Raw genomic sequence first — 17,206 nt, forward strand, 5'->3', positions numbered from 1 at the left:
GCTTGAAACGCTTTTTAAAGAAAGGGGGATTTCATAATGTTAGCAAAACGTATCATCCCCTGTCTTGACGTTAAGGATGGACGGGTAGTCAAAGGCGTTAACTTTGTGAATCTGCGTGATGCTGGAGATCCGGTAGAGCTAGCGGCGCTGTATGACCGCGAGGGCGCAGATGAGCTTGTGTTTCTCGATATATCGGCTTCCGTAGAAGGTAGAGCAACGATGATCGAGGTTGTGCGGCAGACCGCTGGTGAGATTGCCATTCCTTTTACAGTGGGTGGAGGGATCTCTACAACTGATGATATGAAAAGGATTCTTCGTGCAGGCGCAGACAAAATCGGCATTAATACGGCAGCCATCACTAATCCTCAGTTAATTTTGGACGGTGCTCGCCGATTTGGCTCCCAGTGTATTGTAGTAGCGATAGATGCTAAATATAATGAGGCTTTTGGTGAATGGGAAGTGTACACTCATGGCGGGCGTAAGCCCACCGGCATCCGTGCTCTGGCTTGGGCTAAAGAGGCTGAGAAGCTGGGCGCAGGTGAGATTTTGCTCACTAGCATGGATGCAGATGGCACAAAAGACGGCTTCGACCTGAAGCTAACCTCGGCAGTATGCGATTTGCTCAGTATTCCTGTGATTGCTTCTGGCGGCGCTGGGAAGAAGGAGCATTTTTACGATGTATTTACGGAAGGGAAAGCCGATGCGGGACTTGCGGCGACCATTTTTCACTATAAAGAGATTGCAATTAATGATTTAAAGGCAGATTTGAAGCAAAAAGGGGTAGAAATCCGATGAGCGAAACACAAAACAATACCACATTAAGCCAAAAAGAAGCTCTGGCAGGCATTCTCTGGAATGAAGCGGGTCTGGTGCCTGCCGTTGTTCAGGATGCTAGCAGTTTAGAGGTACTGATGGTTGCTTATATGAACTCCGAATCGTTACAGCTCTCACTGGAGAGTGGCCAGACTTGGTTTTGGAGCCGCTCGCGCAGCGAACTTTGGCATAAAGGCGGAACCTCAGGCAACACACAAGCTATTACCTCCATATCCTATGATTGTGATAGCGACACACTACTCGTGAAGGTTGTTCCTGAAGGACCAGCTTGCCATACTGGAGCTACGTCATGCTTTTTCCGTGAGATTCCTTTGAATAACCCAACAACGGATGCTTCGAAATCAGTGTCTAGTCTGACGGATGGTGAGCGTTTTGCTGTTCTTGGTGAGCTGGAGCGTGTGATTGCTGAACGGGAAGTGGAACGCCCGGAAGGCGCGTATACCACTTATCTGTTTGATAAAGGCGTGGATAAGATCCTCAAAAAGGTAGGCGAGGAAGCTTCCGAGACCATAATTGCCGCCAAAAATAAAGATAACGCCGAGCTGCGCCTTGAGGTCAGTGATCTGATCTATCATCTGTTGGTATTGCTGCAAGAGCGCAAGCTTCCACTGGATGAGATTATGGAAGAGTTGAGTACCCGTCACGAACGCCCACGCCGGGATCAGTACTAAGGGAGGACTGAGTGATGCATATTGATTACCACACGCATCATGAACGCTGTGGCCATGCCGTGGGTAAGCTTGAGGAGTATGTACAGCGCGGGATAGAGCTTGGACTTCAGCAGCTGGGATTATCCGACCACTTGCCGCTCATCCACGTAGATCCCGCCAGCTATTATCCAGAAATGGCTATGCCAATGGCTGAGCTGCCTCGTTATGTGGAGGAATGTCTAACCTTAAAGGAGCGTTACCGTGGAGTCATAGATCTGCGGGTGGGGCTGGAAGCCGATTATATCGAAGGCTATGAAGAGCAAATTCGCGAGATTTTGTCGCCGTATCCATGGGATTATCTTATAGGTTCTGTACATTTTCTTGGGGAGTGGGATATTACGGATCACCGCCAGGTTCATGGTTGGGAAAGCAGAGATGCGCTAGAGGTGTATCGTCTTTATTACGATGCGGTAAAGAAGTCAGCGTTATCGGGATTATATGATATTATAGGACATATGGATGTTATTAAACGGTTCGGTTATGGTCCACAAACACCGGAGGGCAAGGCTGAGGTGAGGGCGCTAGAGCTAGAGACCTTAAAGGTTATAGCGGATAGCGGAATCGCCATGGAGCTGAATGCTTCCGGACTTACGAAGCCTTGCGCTGAGATGTTCCCGGCGGAGCATCTGCTACAGGAGGCCCTAAAGCTCGGCATACCGCTGACATTAGGCTCTGATGCACATGATCCTACCAAGCTGGGGGACGGGCTGCAAGAGGCGCGTAGTATGCTTTGGCACACTGGTTTTCGTGAGCTGGCTATATTTGAGGGACGCCGCCGTACCACTGTTCAGTTCAAACTATAATAATTTATAATCCGCAGGAGGGTATTATGCATCATCAACAATTACGTATTTTTTCCGGTTCGTCGAATCCAAAGTTAGCGGCTGATATTGCGGAGCGACTTGGTGTTGAATTGGGGCAGATAAAGCTGACCCGCTTCATGAGCGGCGAGATTTACGTGCATTACGAAGAAAGCATCCGGAACTGCGACGTATTTTTGGTGCAATCCCTTTCGCATCCCATTAATGAGATGTTCGTGGAGCTGCTGGTGATGATAGATGCTGCCAAACGGGCTTCAGCTCGTACAGTGAACATTATTGTGCCGTATTATGGATATGCTCGGCAGGAGCGGAAGTCCGCACCCCGTGAGCCGATCTCGGCTAAGATGGTGGCTGATGTGCTGACGACCGCTGGAGCAACCCGCGTAATCACCATCGATTTGCACGCAGCGGCGATTCAAGGCTTTTTCAACATTCCGGTCGATCATCTGACTGCACTCGATTTGATCAGCAGCCATTTGAAAGCCAAGGCAATGTCTGATCTGGTCATTGTTTCCCCGGATGCAGGGCGTGCGTCTATGGCTGAGAAGCTGGCGAATAAGCTGGATTCACCTTTTGCCATTATGATCAAGAAGCGCCCAGCCCATAATGAATCGGTAATCACTCATGTCATTGGTGATGTCGAGGGACGGACACCTATCATTATTGAGGATCTGATCGATACTGGGACGACCATTGTGAATGTGGTAGAAGGTCTGAAGGAGAGAGGTGCGAAGGACAGTATTGTCTGCGCGACGCACGGATTATTCTCAGGGCCCGCGCTACAGCGGCTTGACCATCCTTCTATTCAGGAAGTGGTTACGACAGATTCTATTGCACTACCTGATGACCATTCAAGTCGGTTTACAGTATTATCTGTTGCACCGATGCTTGCTCAGGCCACACACATCATCCTCGAGGGTGGTTCGATCGATAAGCTATTTAGAGACGCGGGAATTTAATTCCCCGTCTTTTTTATTTTTTGTCAAAAAAGATGTTGTAAGCAGAGTGGTAGAGTCTTTCTCAACTTGAGATTCTCGCTGTCACATGTGGTATACTGTGTGGAGATACCCGCGCCCAATAAGGGAACGGAATAGCGATTAAGGATGGAGCTCCGGCATACCCCATAGGGCGCCGCCCTCCTATTTTTCGTTAGTATAAGGAAGCTTCTTATAAGGGAGGTGCCTTGCTTCCATGATTGAGAGAACTTCAGAGTATGAACTGGGGAATGATAATGTGATTCCTGTAACTCTGAATGCCAATTTTTTCTTTGAAAGAGCCGTTCGGTCCTTGGATCGCTTTCAATATGATAAGGCATTAAAGAATTTTCGCAAAGCTGTAGAGTACGAGCCGGAGAATCCGGTCAATCATTGCAACGTGGCTGGCGTATTATCAGAAATGGGTAATTATGAAGCGTCCAACGACATTTTAACCCATGTACTGGAGAATATTGATCCGGCAATGACGGAATGTTATTTCTATATGGCTAACAACTTCGCCAATATGGAAAGCTATGAGGAGGCAGAACGCTCACTCGTCACTTATCTCGAAGAAGATGTGAACGGTGAATTTCTGGCCGAATCGGAAGAATTGATGGAGCTGCTGCAATATGAGCTGGACCGTCCTGCTCCACTTATCCGGATTAGAAGCCGGGAAGGTGTAATAGAGCATGAGCGAGCCCGAGCACTGTTGGAGGAGGGCAAGTTTACACAAGCCGTCACTTTGCTTGAAGAGATTGTGAGCAATACGCCTGACTTCCTGGCGGCACATAACAACCTAGCCCTAGCGTATTTTTATATGGGTCGTTTTACCAAAGCTAAGGAATGTATTATGCGGGTGCTGGAGCTGGATTCCGGGAATTTGCATGCACTCTGTAACTTAGCGATCTTCCTTCAGTATGAAGGTGACCGCGGGCAACTGGATGGATTGTTACACCTTCTGGAGACCACCATTCCGTTTCATCAGGAGCATCTGTTCAAAATGGCCACCACCATGGGGATTCTGGGACGCCATAGAACCGCCTATGGCCATTTTAGACGTCTGTTGAAGGATGAAGAGGTCGGTGGCGACGCCAGTCTCTATCATTACTGTGCGGCAGCTGCCAGCAATAGTGGCCTGTATACAGAAGCCCAACGCTGCTGGCAGAAGGCGGCTAAGCTCGATCCGGAATCGGCTGTGCCGAGATTTTTTCTGGCTCAGCTGCAGCAGGCGCAGGGGGAAGGTAAAACGCTGTCGCTGGTCAGCTACAACTATCAGCTTCCTTTTCAGGAGCAGCTGAAGCTGTGGAAGGACAACAAGGGCAGCTTTACCGAAGAGGTGCGGAACAATCCGCTGCTTCGCTCTTCCTTCTTCTGGGCGCTCCGCTACGGGGATGCCAATACGAAGCTTCAGGTTACAGAAGCTCTGCGGTGGATCGAAGATGAAGAGATGTCCGAAATTCTGCAAGGACTTCTAAAGCAGCAGCCCTTGCAGGAAGAAAAGCTGCAAGAAGCGGCACTTCTTAGTCTGCAGCGGCTGATTGGAAGTGTTCCTGAAGAGAATGTGCTTCAGGAAGTCAAAGAAACCTCTTCCCCGCGTCTGAAGGGACTGCCGGAATGGAGAGAGGATTGGCAGAAAGTTATCGACCAGACCCTTAGTATGATGGATCGAAGATATGATGCAATCCACAAAAAAGATGCTGAATTACTGTGGAAGCAATTTCTGAGCAGCCTTTATCCGGATGTTCCGTTTATCCGTCATGCGAATGGCTGGTGTGCTGCCTTAGAATATCTAATTGCTAAAACGCATAACCTGCCGGTCACCTACCGTGAAGTAGCCCAGCGTTACAATGTTTCCGTTTCTATGGTCAGTCGTTATGCTCGGCGCATAGATGAGGAATGTAGTTTCGAGGGAAGTGTGAGCGACAGCCTTCCGCCATTTACCGAGAATATCTAAATCGATCATGTAGTATTTCGTAGAAACGGAGCCCTTTTTATATGTCTTGCGTAACGCTAATGTTCCTTATAGGGGCACCGAAGGCGGCTATGCTTGCCAAAAAAGGGCCCGTTTCTTCTAAATAAACCCTATTGTGAGGAGGCCACTGTTATGTACAAAACGATTGTAATCGGAACAGGCCCAGCCGGGCTTACTGCTGCAATTTATTTGGCACGTGCCAACCTAAACCCACTTGTGATTGAAGGTATGCAACCAGGTGGACAACTGACAACGACAACAGAAGTCGAGAACTTCCCAGGCTTTCCTGAAGGAATTCTAGGCCCGGATTTAATGGACAACATGCGCAAGCAGGCTGAACGTTTTGGGGCTGAATTTAAGAATGGTTGGGTGGATTCAGTTGATTTTTCACAGCGTCCATTTAAAGTGACTGTAGATGGATTGGGAGTATTAGAGGCGGAGTCAGTGATCATCTCAACCGGCGCATCTGCCAGATATTTAGGAATCCCCGGGGAGCAGGAGAATGTGGGCCGTGGGGTCAGCACTTGTGCTACTTGTGACGGATTCTTTTTCCGTGGCAAAAAGATTATTGTCGTCGGTGGTGGAGATTCTGCGATGGAAGAAGCCAGCTTTTTAACCCGATTCGCTTCCAATGTAACATTGGTTCACCGTCGTGATGAGCTTAGAGCTTCGAAGATTATGCAGGCTCGCGCACGGGATAACAGTAAGGTATCGTGGGCTCTTAACCGTACACCGCTTGAGGTTACAACCGACGAGTCTGGCGTTAAGGGGCTGACGGTTCGCAACAATGAGACGGGAATTGATGAACTCATCGAAGCGGACGGAGTGTTTGTCGCGATCGGGCACACGCCGAACACCGGATTTTTAGGGGGGCAAATTACGACCGATACCAACGGCTACATTGTGGTCAACCCTGGAACGACAGAAACGAACATCCCGGGCGTATTCGCTTGTGGCGACGTGCAGGATACCCGTTATCGTCAGGCAATTTCCGCAGCGGGATCTGGCTGTATGGCAGCAATGGATGCTGAGAAGTACCTAGAGGGCACGACGGTGCATGACTGGAGCGAAACACTGGATAGTTAATTTTGCGAGAAATCGTAGTCGATGACATATAAGCAGGTTATCCTTTTTCTAAAGGGTTGCCTGCTTTTTTCAATATTGGCGGGGCCGTGTCCAGATATTAAATATGTTGTTTATTTATTACCGCTCGGAAGTTAAAATAACTGTAACAATGTCTTTATAAAAAGACTTGCGCATTTTAAAAATACGTTTACAATGAAGATATAATGTTAACGTGAACAATTTACACAAACCCTATTATAAACAATAATTTTAAGTTTAAAATATTTATTAAGAAATCGACCGATTGAATAAATGTTCACGTTAAACTTTGTGTAACTCCCATTCGAACTTAAAGGAGAGCAGCAAACCTCATGAGTAAAAAATTCATGGATGAGAACTTCCTATTGTCGAGCGAGACCGCAATTAAGCTGTTTCATCATCATGCGAAAGACATGCCCATTATCGATTATCATTGCCACCTCAGTCCAAAAGAAATTTATGAGAACAAAACGTTCAACAATATCACCGAAGCTTGGCTGTATGGCGACCATTATAAATGGAGAGTGATGCGCGCTAACGGTATAGAAGAGAAATTCATTACTGGCGATGCCAGTGATTATGATAAATTTTTAGCTTGGGCTAGAACGGTTCCGATGATTATCGGGAATCCGCTATACCATTGGACGCATCTGGAGCTGCAACGTTTCTTCGGTGTATATGAGTTGCTGAATGAAGCTAACGCACCAAAAATTTGGGATGAAGTGAATAGACAGTTACAGGGTGAAGGATACGGAGCAAGAGATTTGATCATTAAATCGAAGGTGACTACGGTTTGTACTACCGATGATCCTGTAGATAATCTGGAATATCATGAGAAAATCAGTAATCTGAGTGGATTCAATGCTAGCGTTGTGCCGGGATTCCGGCCAGATAAAGCGCTTGAAATCAACCGTCCTACCTTCCAGCCTTGGGTAGCTCAGCTAAGCGAAGTTTCGGGAATGGCTGTTAAGAATTACGGACAGTTTCTTGCAGCATTGGAGAGCAGAGTGAGATTCTTCCACGCCAGAGCCGGCCGTGTATCTGACCATGCTTTGGATGCGGTAATGTTTGAGCCTACTACCTTGGAGGAAGCTACAGCTATATTCGCTAAAGCACTTTATGAAGGCACTGTAAGTGAGAGTGAAGAAAAGAAATATAAAGGATTCACGCTAGTATTCCTCGGCAAATTGTATAACGAGCTGGATTGGGCGATGCAATTCCATATTCATGCGCTACGGAATAACAACAGCGTAATGTTCGGACGTCTCGGACCTGACACGGGTTATGATTCTATCAATGACGGCGTGATTGCTAAGCCTTTGGCGGGTCTGCTCGATGCGCTGGATCGTGAGAATGCGTTGCCTAAGACCATTTTGTACTCATTGAACCCTAATGATAATCATGTTATTGCCAGTCTAATGGGTAGCTTCCAGGGCGGCGGTATTCCAGGGAAGATTCAATTCGGAACCGCATGGTGGTACAACGATAATAAAGACGGCATGCTGGAACAGATGAAGACACTTGCTAATCTAGGCGTACTTAGCCAATTTGTTGGGATGTTAACAGACTCCAGAAGCTTTTTATCGTATACCAGACATGAGTACTTTAGAAGAATCTTGTGTGATCTAGTAGGCTCTTGGGTAGAAGCTGGAGAAGCCCCGGATGATATGGAGTTACTGGGCAGTATGATTGAGAACATCTGTTACAATAACGCTGATCATTATTTTAATTTCTCGAAACAGGCATTGGTGACTAGGTAATCGTTATGATATCCTTACATGGAAGAGCCAAACCCGTTTAATAAGGAAGGTTGACCCATGGCACCTACAATCAAGGATATCGCCAAATTGGCGAATGTATCGCATACAACTGTATCGAGAGCACTTAACAATAGTCCACTAATTAAAGAGGTCACACGTAAAAAAATTGCCGAGATCGCTGCGCAAGTGGGTTACGTCCCTAATTACAATGCCAAAAGCCTTGTGATGCAGCGATCCTATACCATTGGTCTGTTCTTCACGAGTATTGCCAACGGCACAACTTCTGGTTTCTTCTCTGATACGATTCGTGGTGTAAATAGGGTCATAGATGTAGAGTACAATCTGTTCATCCGTGGGATCGACGATTATGCGGATTACTCCTCTATTCATCGCAAACGTTTTGATGGAATTATTCTAATGAGCCAGAGTGAAGCAGATAATAAATTCATTTACCATGTTGTCCAGCAAGGCATTCCAATCGTTGTGCTGAACCGGGAAATTGATGACCGTTCCATTATCAACATCATCTCGAACGACCGGGAAGGTGCTTATAATGCAGGCAAATACCTGATCGAAAACGGGCATCAAGACATTGCAATTATTGAAGGTGTCGAGGGCTTTAAATCCACACAGGAACGCAGAGATGGCTTTATAAAAGCTTTGATTGACCATAATATCCCTGTTCGTAATGACTACATGATAAGCGGTAGTTATGATATGCAAAGTGGATATGAGGCGATGGGCAAGCTGCTGGATCTCGAGAAGCCACCGACTGCTGTATTTTGCTCCAATGATGATATGGCGATCGGGGCTATGAAAGGCGTGTTTGAGCGAGGGCTGCAGGTGCCAAATGATATCTCTGTTGTTGGTTTTGACGACATTGGGTTTTCACTTTTTGCCAATCCTTCACTCACCACGGTCAAACGTCCTATTGAGAAGATTAGTGAGCAAGGCGCTCGCCAGCTGTTAAGCTTGGTCAAGGAACCCTCAGAAAAAGACGGGCGGATCTCGATCGAGACAGAGCTTATTGCCAGAGAATCAGTCAGGAAGTTGCAGAAGTAGAGGCTGCGCATAGCAGCCTGATCCTTTACCTTCGTAAAGGATTGCTATCTAAAATTTTCACGTGTGCATATATTTAATGAATTAGTAATATAAATATGATTTTGTATAGTTTATTTAATAAGTTTATCGTGTGCATTTACTATTAGGAGGCGTTAATATGAAAAGATTAAATAGTGATAATTGGACAGCTTACAAGCAGTATCCTGAGAAGGTTCTACAATTTGGCGAAGGCAATTTCATGCGCGCCTTTGTAGATTGGCAGATTCATACCATGAATCAAAAAACGGATTTCAATGGTGGAGTGGTTGTTGTACAGCCATTGGCTAACGGACTGGCAGAAATGCTGAATGATCAGGATGGGCTGTATACCCTTTATCTGCAAGGCATTAAAGACGGAGCGGCTGTAAAAGAACACGAGGTAATTAATTGTATTACGCGGACGCTTAATCCCTATTCACAGCATGAGGAGTATATGAAGCTGGCTGAGAACCCTGAGCTGCGCTTTATCGTGTCTAATACTACTGAAGCGGGAATTGCTTTTGAAGCTGGCGACAAGTTAACCGATACGCCGCAGAGTAGTTTCCCAGGCAAGCTGACGGCCTTATTGTACAAACGTTATCAAATTTTTAATGGGGAGGCTTCTAAAGGTTTTATCATCATTCCATGCGAGCTGATTGACCGGAATGGTGATGAACTCAAAAAGGTTATTTTGAAATATGCTGAGCTGTGGAATCTTGGAGAAGGTTTTGTGAACTGGTTGAATGAAGCTAATACCTTCTGCTGCAGTCTGGTGGACCGCATTGTTCCCGGTTATCCAAGAGACAGCATTGCCGAGATTACAGAAGAGCTGGGTTATGAGGATAAGCTGGTCGTTGTCGGCGAGCAATTCCATCTTTGGGTGATTGAAGGACCACAGTGGATTAAAAAGGAGTTTCCGGCTGAACTAGCAGGTCTTAATGTGCTGGTGGTGGATGACATGGCCCCTTATCGGACTCGTAAAGTGAGGATTTTAAACGGAGCTCATACAGCTATGACACCAGTAGCGTATTTGTACGGTATTGATACGGTTGCTGAAGCCATTGAGCACGAAGAGGTTGGGGCGTACGTGAAGTCCTTAATCTATGATGAGATTATTCCAACGCTGGATCTGCCGGCAGAGGAATTGAATTCTTTTGCAGACGCGGTATTAGAAAGATTCCTGAACCCTTATGTGCAGCATTACTTGATGAGCATTTCCCTTAATTCTATATCGAAGTTTAAGACAAGAGATCTGCCTTCTTTACTGCAATATGTAGAGGCCAAAGGACAATTGCCTGAAAAGCTTGTCTTCTCATTGAGCGCATTAATTGCCTTCTATAGAGGACGCAGAGGGGAAGAAAACATTCAACTGGCTGATGATGCGGATATTTTGGAATGGTTCGCCTCCTTATGGGGAGGATGGGATGGCACAGACACCGGGCTGCGCGCACTGGCCGTCGAAGTACTTGCCGCAACCAATCGCTGGGGCTGTGATCTGAATGAAGTGGCTGGACTTACTGACAAGGTGACAGAAGGACTGATTGGGATTGAGAAAAATGGCATGAAGCAAGCCTTAAAAGCGTTCGTGAAGAGACCGGCACACAACTAATACCCTGGAGGTGACAATGATATGATCAAGACGATGAAAGAAGTATTGCAGATTAATGAGGCTGATAATGTCGCTGTTGCACTAAAAGACTATAAAGCAGGCGACACCATTGTGATTGGTTCAAAAGAGATTAAAATTACTGAAGATATCGCTAGAGGCCATAAAATTGCACTATCCAGCATTAGCGAAGGTGAAAACGTATTGAAATATGGTTACCCCATTGGTCATGCTATAGCGTCTATCGCGCCGGGGCAGTGGGTGCATACCCATAACACTAAGACAAACCTAACAGGGGTAGAGGAATATACCTTTGAGCAGAAGCTGACGCCGAATCCTTTTGCAGCGGAGAATTTGACCTTTAAGGGGTATCGCCGCTTTGATGGATCTGTAGGTATCCGCAATGAGCTCTGGATCGTCCCTACTGTTGGTTGTGTGAATGGAGTGGCGGAGCAGATCATCAATATTTTCAAAGCAGAGGTTGGAGATATCGCACCTTTCGATAACGTGCTCGTGCTTAAGCATAACTACGGTTGCTCCCAGCTGGGCGATGATCATGACAATACACGTACGATTCTGGCTAACGCGGTTAAACACCCGAATGCGGGCGGCGTGCTTGTGCTCGGATTGGGCTGTGAGAATAACAATTTGCATATTTTTAAAGACATGCTGGGCAGCTATGATGAGGATCGTGTGCGTTTCCTTGTCTCCCAGGAGGTTGGGAATGAGATTGAAGAAGGCGTGAAGCTGCTGAAGGAAATCTACAATAATGTACAAGGTGATCAACGGGAAGAGGTATCACTCTCCGAGCTGAAGATCGGTCTGAAATGTGGAGGCTCCGACGGGTTATCCGGTATTACTGCGAATCCGCTCCTTGGACGTCTGTCTGATTATATGGCTGCTCAAGGCGGGACCACTGTACTGACAGAAGTGCCTGAAATGTTTGGTGCCGAAAAAATTCTAATGGAACGTGCTGCGGACGAAACTATTTTCAACAAAATTGTCGATCTCATTAATGACTTTAAGCAGTATTTTATGGACTATAAACAGCCGGTATATGAAAATCCTTCTCCAGGGAATAAAGCCGGAGGAATTACTACGCTTGAGGATAAATCATTGGGTTGTACTCAAAAATCCGGGAACGCTACAGTTATGGATGTCCTCAAGTACGGGGAGCTTATCACTAATAAAGGCTTAAATCTCCTTAACGCACCTGGCAATGATCTTGTGGCTTCCTCTGCACTGGCTGCTGCTGGCTGCCAATTGGTGATCTTTACGACCGGGCGGGGAACACCATTTGGTACATTCGTGCCTACGATGAAAGTATCTACCAATACCCCATTGTATGAAGGCAAACGTCATTGGATCGATTTTAATGCAGGTGTGTTGGTGGAAGATGGTTCTCCAGATGAGGTCCTGCGCAGCTTCATAAACTATATTATTGCGGTGGCCAGCGGTGAATGGGTTAATAATGAAAAGAATAATTTCCGTGAGATCTCCATATTCAAAACAGGAGTAACGCTATAATAAATCATTAATTAATGACAAATCAGGCTGTCTCTTATGCTTTTTAAGCGTAGGGGGCAGTTTTTTTAGGTTCACAGCATACATAATCCGTCTTAAAAAGAACGATAATTGCTTTCTTTTGAATTAGTGATTGCAATCACAATGGTCCTGTACGGCCTGTGCTAATCTTTTATTGAGAATAGTTCTCACATAAAGGAGAAGAGTCAGATGGAAAAAGTGCTGAGTTTGGATGAATCTATATTCGAGATGGTATCACGGCATCCGGAGGTCATCGAGATTATGGTAGAGCTGGGCTTTAAGGATATTGCCAAGCCTGGCATGCTGCAGACTGCTGGCCGTTTCATGACCTTATCCAAAGGAATTAAGCTGAAAAAAATGGATCTCGAGCACGTGAAGCAAACTTTTGAACGTCATGGTTTCGAGATTATTTAATAAAGGAGTGTTAATATGAGCGAACTGATTAACAACCGTGAAGTTGATGTGCCGGAACAGACTCGTCGCCAGGCTATGCTTAAGGAGATTATTAAAGAGCTGCATGCAGGGAAAAGTGTAGAAGAGGTTAAGGCGCGATTCGCCGAAGCTGTGGGTGATGTTACCGTAGCGGAGATTTCCGCGATGGAGCATTCATTAATGACCGAAGAAGGAATTCCGGTATCCGAGGTCCAACGTCTTTGTTCGGTGCATACAGCCATCTTTAAAGGCTCTATTGAGCAAATTCACCGCTCGTCCCAGCCCGAGGAGCAGCCAGGCCATCCAGTACACACCTTCAAATTGGAGAATCGTGAGATCGAAAAACTTGTTAACTTCCGCATGGATCTGCACGCAACAAAGTTTCAAAAGAATGATAGTGAGGAACTGATCTTCAAATTGTTGGAGGATCTTAGCTTGCTGCTGGATCTTGATAAACACTATAGCCGAAAAGAAAATCTGCTGTTCCCATACCTCGAAAAATACGGCATTTATGGCCCAACCAAGGTAATGTGGGGAGTGGATGATAATATCCGCCGTATGATTAAAGAGGCAAAAGCTGCGCTCAGCACTTATAGCGGAAACGCAGCAGAAATAGGCATTCAGCTTGAGGAGATCATCAAGGAAGTTAATGAAATGATCTTTAAGGAAGAAAATATTCTATTGCCCATGGCCCTGGACAAACTGACGGAAGATGAATGGGTCAAAATCGCCCGGGAGAGTGATGAGATCGGGTTCTGCCTAACCGCACCGGAGCAGGAGTGGATCCCTGAGCGGGCCGCTGAGCCGGACGGCACAGTGCTGGAAGAAACAGAAGGAGCTACGCCGCAAGGCGGGTTCATCCGTTTTGAGACAGGGTTGTTGTCACTGCATCAGCTGGAGACCGTACTCAACCATCTTCCTGTAGATCTAACCTTCATTGATGAGAATGATGTTGTCCGATATTTTTCACACGGGAAGGAACGTATCTTTGCCCGAACTAAAGCGGTTATCGGCCGTACAGTACAGAACTGTCATCCCCCGCAAAGTGTTCATGTGGTAGAGAAGCTTTTGGAAGACTTTAAGGCAGGCCGTAAGGATGCTGAAGACTTCTGGATCAATATCAAGGATAAGTTTATCTACATCCGTTACTTCGCTGTACGAGACGAGTCAGGCCAATATATGGGCACGCTAGAGTTCACACAGAATATCGCTCCAATCCGAGCATTAGAGGGCCAAAAGCGCATTTTATCAGAATAAATCGGTGCGTTGGGTTATTTTCCAGATAATAATATAGGTACAAGACTCTCTTACTTAGGCGTAAGGGGGTCTTTTTAGAATATAATAGAGTATACTCTTAAAATAAGGAATTCCCGGGTGTGTTGTCTTTCCTTGACCACAGAGAGGGCTTCTATTATAGTTGGTACTTAGGATTAACTATTTTAGTATAAAAAAAGGTGGCTTGTTACATGTCTGAGAATATCTACGTTGGCGTGGATTTGGGTGGAACTGCAATTAAGGTTGGAATCTGTAATGCTGAAGGTACCCTGCTACATACTTATGAGGGACCTACAGGAACTGCAGAGGGTGTCGATACTGTTATCGATAATATCGAGAAGTATGTACGCCAAATTGTGGAGGATTCCCCGTACTCTTGGGATCAGCTTGCAGGTGTAGGAGCGGGTGTAGCCGGGTTCACAAATATTCGTGAAGGAATCATCATCCTTGCGCCTAACATAGGATTTAGAGATGTGCCGATCCGTTCCATTTTGGAAGATCGTTGGAACAAGCCTGTCAAAATAGACAATGATGCGAATGTGGCTGCACTGGGCGAAGCTTGGAGCGGTGCGGGACGTGGCGTTGATAACTGTGTCTGCTATACGCTTGGAACAGGTGTCGGTGGCGGAATCATTATTAATGGAAAGATTTATCAAGGCTTTGCGGGATTAGCTGGTGAGCTTGGTCATATCACAGTAGTGCCGGATCTGGAAGCTATTCAATGCGGCTGTGGCAACATGGGCTGTCTGGAAACCGTTTCCTCCGCTACAGGTATTATCCGCATGGCTAATGATGCAGTAGCTCGTGGCGATCGCACTTCCCTCTCTATGGTAGAGAAGATTGCTGCGAAAGAAGTCTTTGATGCGGCTAAGGCTGGCGATGAAGTAGCTATCCGTATAGTGAATCGTGCAGCATACTATCTGGGTAAATCCATGGCTTCTGTTGCGGCTGTGCTTAACCCTGAAGTATTTATCGTTGGCGGCGGTGTGTCTAAGGCTGGAGATATTCTATTTGATGAGGTTCGTCGTGTGTTTGCGAAATTGACACCGGCTCCGCTTCAAACTGGTGTTTCGATTATTCCAGCTGAGCTTGGCAATGACGCAGGTATTGTTGGGGCTGCCGGCCTTTTGCTGCGTTCTTAAAAGACGGGAAGTATTCATATACTAAATCTAGGGAGGGGACGCTTTTATGACCGAATTGGACAATACCCCAACGGCTGGAGCCACCCTGATTATTATTACGGGAATGTCAGGTGCGGGGAAGACAATTGCTGTACAGAGTCTGGAAGACCTAGGGTTCTTCTGTGTCGATAATTTACCACCGGTGCTGATTCCCAAGTTCGCAGAGCTAATTGAACAATCAAAGGGTAAGATTGCCAAGGTAGCCCTTGTAATTGACCTGCGTGGTCGAGAATTCTTCACTGCTTTGTCTGAGTCTCTTGCCTATATCAAGGATGAGTCAACCATTGGCTGTGAGATCTTGTTTTTGGATGCTACAGATTCAGTACTTGTTCAGCGTTACAAGGAAAGTCGACGTCATCATCCATTAGCACCTAAGGGGCTGCCGCTTGATGGTATCAAGCTAGAACGTAAGATGCTTGAAGAATTGAAAAATTCAGCTACGTTATGTTTAGATACCAGCAGTATGAAGCCCGTACAGCTTAAGGAGAAGATCGTTTCACGGTTTTCGCATCTAGGAAAAAGTACGCTTTCCGTCAATATTACATCCTTCGGATTTAAGTACGGTATTCCTATTGATGCAGATCTTGTCTTCGATGTCCGCTTCTTGCCTAACCCACATTATGTGGACCATCTGCGGCCTAAAACCGGCCAGGACAGTGAAGTCTACGATTATGTAATGAAGTGGCCTGAAACACAGGTGTTCCTGACCAAACTGCTCGATATGCTTCATTTTCTAATTCCGCAATATCGTAAGGAAGGTAAGTCCCAGATTATCATTGGCATTGGCTGTACGGGAGGTAAACACCGTTCCGTAGCCATTTCCGAGTATTTGGGTAAAATGCTGGGCGTTAGCGAGACGGAATCCGTAACCGTTAGTCATCGGGATTCCGAGCGTGATCGGCACTAGAGAGAAGGGGTCATAGTGGCTGAAGAACAAAGACAGCGTCCACGTATCGTCGTTATGGGCGGTGGCACGGGGTTATCTGTTATGCTTCGTGGTTTAAAAGAGAAGCCATTAGATATTACTGCTATTGTTACCGTTGCCGATGATGGGGGAAGCTCTGGTATTTTACGCAGTGAACTGCAAATGCCTCCTCCTGGGGACATCCGCAACGTATTGACAGCTATGGCTGATGTTGAGCCGCTCATGGCAGAGATTATGAGATACCGTTTCAACACGGGTGAGGGACTAGCTGGTCATAGTCTCGGCAACTTGATTCTTGCTGCGCTCACGGATATATCCGGCGATTTCGTTACGGCTGTACGGGAGCTTAGTCGATTATTCGCTGTTCGCGGCCGGGTATTGCCTGCGGCCGGTGAAGCTGTAATCCTGCATGCAGAAATGTCGGACGGCACGATTATCACGGGGGAGTCTAAAATCCCTGAAGCTGGCGGGATCATCAGACGAGTGTCCTTGGAGCCGCCAGATGTAGAACCGTTGCCCGAAGCGCTTGAGGCGATTCGGAATGCAGATGCGATCCTGCTGGGTCCTGGCAGTCTGTATACGAGCATTCTTCCCAACCTGCTTGTTCCGAAACTGGCAGAAGCGGTTGTATCTTCGAATGCTATCAAAATTTTCGTCTGCAACGTAATGACTCAGCCGGGTGAAACGGATAACTATACCGTCAGCGACCATCTTCAAGCTGTATATGATCATATCGGGATCGATTTATTCGATTATGTTATTGTTAATGACGGTGAGATTCCGGAACAGGTCCAGACGAAGTACGCCGAGAAGGGCGCGCGCCCGGTGCAGCTTGATAAAGAAGCGCTGGATGGCAATGGATACAAGGTTATAGCCGATAAACTGGTTTTATTCCGAACTTATTTGAGACATGATACCGATAAGCTTAGTCATCACATTTATCAGCTTGTGCAGGATTGGATAAACAGAAACCCTAGGGTATAA

General features: G+C 46.4%; 15 protein-coding genes. All 15 read left to right on the top strand.

From position 1 onward, the window contains the following. Positions 1-36: 36 nt before the first annotated feature. The 15 genes from hisF (at position 37) to MHI32_RS00875 (ending at position 17,206) form a co-directional block, all read left to right on the top strand. Entirely contained in the window at positions 37-795 is a 759-nt protein-coding gene (hisF, locus tag MHI32_RS00805; protein ID WP_036687077.1) for an imidazole glycerol phosphate synthase subunit HisF, read from the top strand. Then, a complete protein-coding gene (gene hisIE / locus MHI32_RS00810) occupies positions 792-1,505 on the top strand; it encodes a bifunctional phosphoribosyl-AMP cyclohydrolase/phosphoribosyl-ATP diphosphatase HisIE (RefSeq protein ID WP_076307320.1) in 714 nt (237 codons plus the stop codon). Before hisF ends, hisIE begins: the two co-directional genes overlap by 4 nt. A 14-nt stretch (positions 1,506-1,519) precedes the next feature. Next, on the top strand, positions 1,520-2,347 hold the full coding sequence (hisJ, locus tag MHI32_RS00815; RefSeq protein ID WP_076307319.1) for a histidinol-phosphatase HisJ: 828 nt from the start codon (positions 1,520-1,522) through the stop codon (positions 2,345-2,347). Positions 2,348-2,373: 26 nt separating this feature from the next. After that, positions 2,374-3,324, top strand: coding sequence for a ribose-phosphate pyrophosphokinase (locus MHI32_RS00820; RefSeq protein WP_036687083.1), 951 nt, complete (start codon positions 2,374-2,376; stop codon positions 3,322-3,324). A gap of 232 nt (positions 3,325-3,556) precedes the next feature. Then, positions 3,557-5,296: a tetratricopeptide repeat protein gene (locus MHI32_RS00825; RefSeq protein WP_076277720.1), complete on the top strand. Its 1,740-nt coding sequence runs from the start codon at positions 3,557-3,559 to the stop codon at positions 5,294-5,296. A gap of 150 nt (positions 5,297-5,446) precedes the next feature. After that, positions 5,447-6,400: a thioredoxin-disulfide reductase gene (gene trxB, locus MHI32_RS00830; RefSeq protein WP_340011722.1), complete on the top strand. Its 954-nt coding sequence runs from the start codon at positions 5,447-5,449 to the stop codon at positions 6,398-6,400. Between the two features lie 350 nt (positions 6,401-6,750). Further along, positions 6,751-8,178 carry a glucuronate isomerase gene (gene uxaC, locus MHI32_RS00835; RefSeq protein ID WP_076192647.1) on the top strand — a complete coding sequence of 476 codons (1,428 nt, stop codon included), beginning with the start codon at positions 6,751-6,753 and terminating at the stop codon, positions 8,176-8,178. A 57-nt stretch (positions 8,179-8,235) separates the two neighbouring features. Further along, positions 8,236-9,240 (top strand): LacI family DNA-binding transcriptional regulator, encoded by a 1,005-nt coding sequence (locus MHI32_RS00840; protein ID WP_076105201.1) that lies wholly within the window; start codon positions 8,236-8,238, stop codon positions 9,238-9,240. Between the two features lie 157 nt (positions 9,241-9,397). Continuing rightward, positions 9,398-10,867 carry a tagaturonate reductase gene (locus MHI32_RS00845; RefSeq protein WP_340011723.1) on the top strand — a complete coding sequence of 490 codons (1,470 nt, stop codon included), beginning with the start codon at positions 9,398-9,400 and terminating at the stop codon, positions 10,865-10,867. A gap of 33 nt (positions 10,868-10,900) precedes the next feature. After that, positions 10,901-12,391 carry an altronate dehydratase family protein gene (locus MHI32_RS00850; protein ID WP_076219204.1) on the top strand — a complete coding sequence of 497 codons (1,491 nt, stop codon included), beginning with the start codon at positions 10,901-10,903 and terminating at the stop codon, positions 12,389-12,391. 207 nt (positions 12,392-12,598) lie between these two features. Beyond that, a complete protein-coding gene (locus MHI32_RS00855) occupies positions 12,599-12,823 on the top strand; it encodes a DUF1858 domain-containing protein (protein ID WP_076280344.1) in 225 nt (74 codons plus the stop codon). A gap of 15 nt (positions 12,824-12,838) precedes the next feature. Beyond that, positions 12,839-14,098, top strand: a complete 1,260-nt coding sequence (locus MHI32_RS00860) for a DUF438 domain-containing protein (RefSeq protein WP_339245657.1) — start codon at positions 12,839-12,841, stop codon at positions 14,096-14,098. Between the two features lie 209 nt (positions 14,099-14,307). Next, positions 14,308-15,258 carry an ROK family glucokinase gene (locus MHI32_RS00865; protein WP_036687097.1) on the top strand — a complete coding sequence of 317 codons (951 nt, stop codon included), beginning with the start codon at positions 14,308-14,310 and terminating at the stop codon, positions 15,256-15,258. Between the two features lie 46 nt (positions 15,259-15,304). Continuing rightward, on the top strand, positions 15,305-16,204 hold the full coding sequence (gene rapZ / locus MHI32_RS00870) for an RNase adapter RapZ (protein ID WP_076126855.1): 900 nt from the start codon (positions 15,305-15,307) through the stop codon (positions 16,202-16,204). A 54-nt stretch (positions 16,205-16,258) separates the two neighbouring features. After that, complete coding sequence (locus tag MHI32_RS00875; RefSeq protein ID WP_169744815.1) at positions 16,259-17,206, top strand: YvcK family protein; 948 nt, start codon at positions 16,259-16,261, stop codon at positions 17,204-17,206.

Source organism: Paenibacillus sp. FSL H7-0690 (assembly GCF_037980415.1).
GTDB lineage: Bacteria > Bacillota > Bacilli > Paenibacillales > Paenibacillaceae > Paenibacillus_AQ > Paenibacillus_AQ odorifer.

What these genes read in the sequence shown, in the direction of transcription:
- hisF (WP_036687077.1), top strand. Translation starts at nt 37, where the DNA reads ATGTTAGCAAAACGTATCATCCCCTGTCTTGACGTTAAGGATGGACGG.
- hisIE (WP_076307320.1), top strand. Translation starts at nt 792, where the DNA reads ATGAGCGAAACACAAAACAATACCACATTAAGCCAAAAAGAAGCTCTG.
- hisJ (WP_076307319.1), top strand. Translation starts at nt 1,520, where the DNA reads ATGCATATTGATTACCACACGCATCATGAACGCTGTGGCCATGCCGTG.
- MHI32_RS00820 (WP_036687083.1), top strand. Translation starts at nt 2,374, where the DNA reads ATGCATCATCAACAATTACGTATTTTTTCCGGTTCGTCGAATCCAAAG.
- MHI32_RS00825 (WP_076277720.1), top strand. Translation starts at nt 3,557, where the DNA reads ATGATTGAGAGAACTTCAGAGTATGAACTGGGGAATGATAATGTGATT.
- trxB (WP_340011722.1), top strand. Translation starts at nt 5,447, where the DNA reads ATGTACAAAACGATTGTAATCGGAACAGGCCCAGCCGGGCTTACTGCT.
- uxaC (WP_076192647.1), top strand. Translation starts at nt 6,751, where the DNA reads ATGAGTAAAAAATTCATGGATGAGAACTTCCTATTGTCGAGCGAGACC.
- MHI32_RS00840 (WP_076105201.1), top strand. Translation starts at nt 8,236, where the DNA reads ATGGCACCTACAATCAAGGATATCGCCAAATTGGCGAATGTATCGCAT.
- MHI32_RS00845 (WP_340011723.1), top strand. Translation starts at nt 9,398, where the DNA reads ATGAAAAGATTAAATAGTGATAATTGGACAGCTTACAAGCAGTATCCT.
- MHI32_RS00850 (WP_076219204.1), top strand. Translation starts at nt 10,901, where the DNA reads ATGAAAGAAGTATTGCAGATTAATGAGGCTGATAATGTCGCTGTTGCA.
- MHI32_RS00855 (WP_076280344.1), top strand. Translation starts at nt 12,599, where the DNA reads ATGGAAAAAGTGCTGAGTTTGGATGAATCTATATTCGAGATGGTATCA.
- MHI32_RS00860 (WP_339245657.1), top strand. Translation starts at nt 12,839, where the DNA reads ATGAGCGAACTGATTAACAACCGTGAAGTTGATGTGCCGGAACAGACT.
- MHI32_RS00865 (WP_036687097.1), top strand. Translation starts at nt 14,308, where the DNA reads ATGTCTGAGAATATCTACGTTGGCGTGGATTTGGGTGGAACTGCAATT.
- rapZ (WP_076126855.1), top strand. Translation starts at nt 15,305, where the DNA reads ATGACCGAATTGGACAATACCCCAACGGCTGGAGCCACCCTGATTATT.
- MHI32_RS00875 (WP_169744815.1), top strand. Translation starts at nt 16,259, where the DNA reads ATGGGCGGTGGCACGGGGTTATCTGTTATGCTTCGTGGTTTAAAAGAG.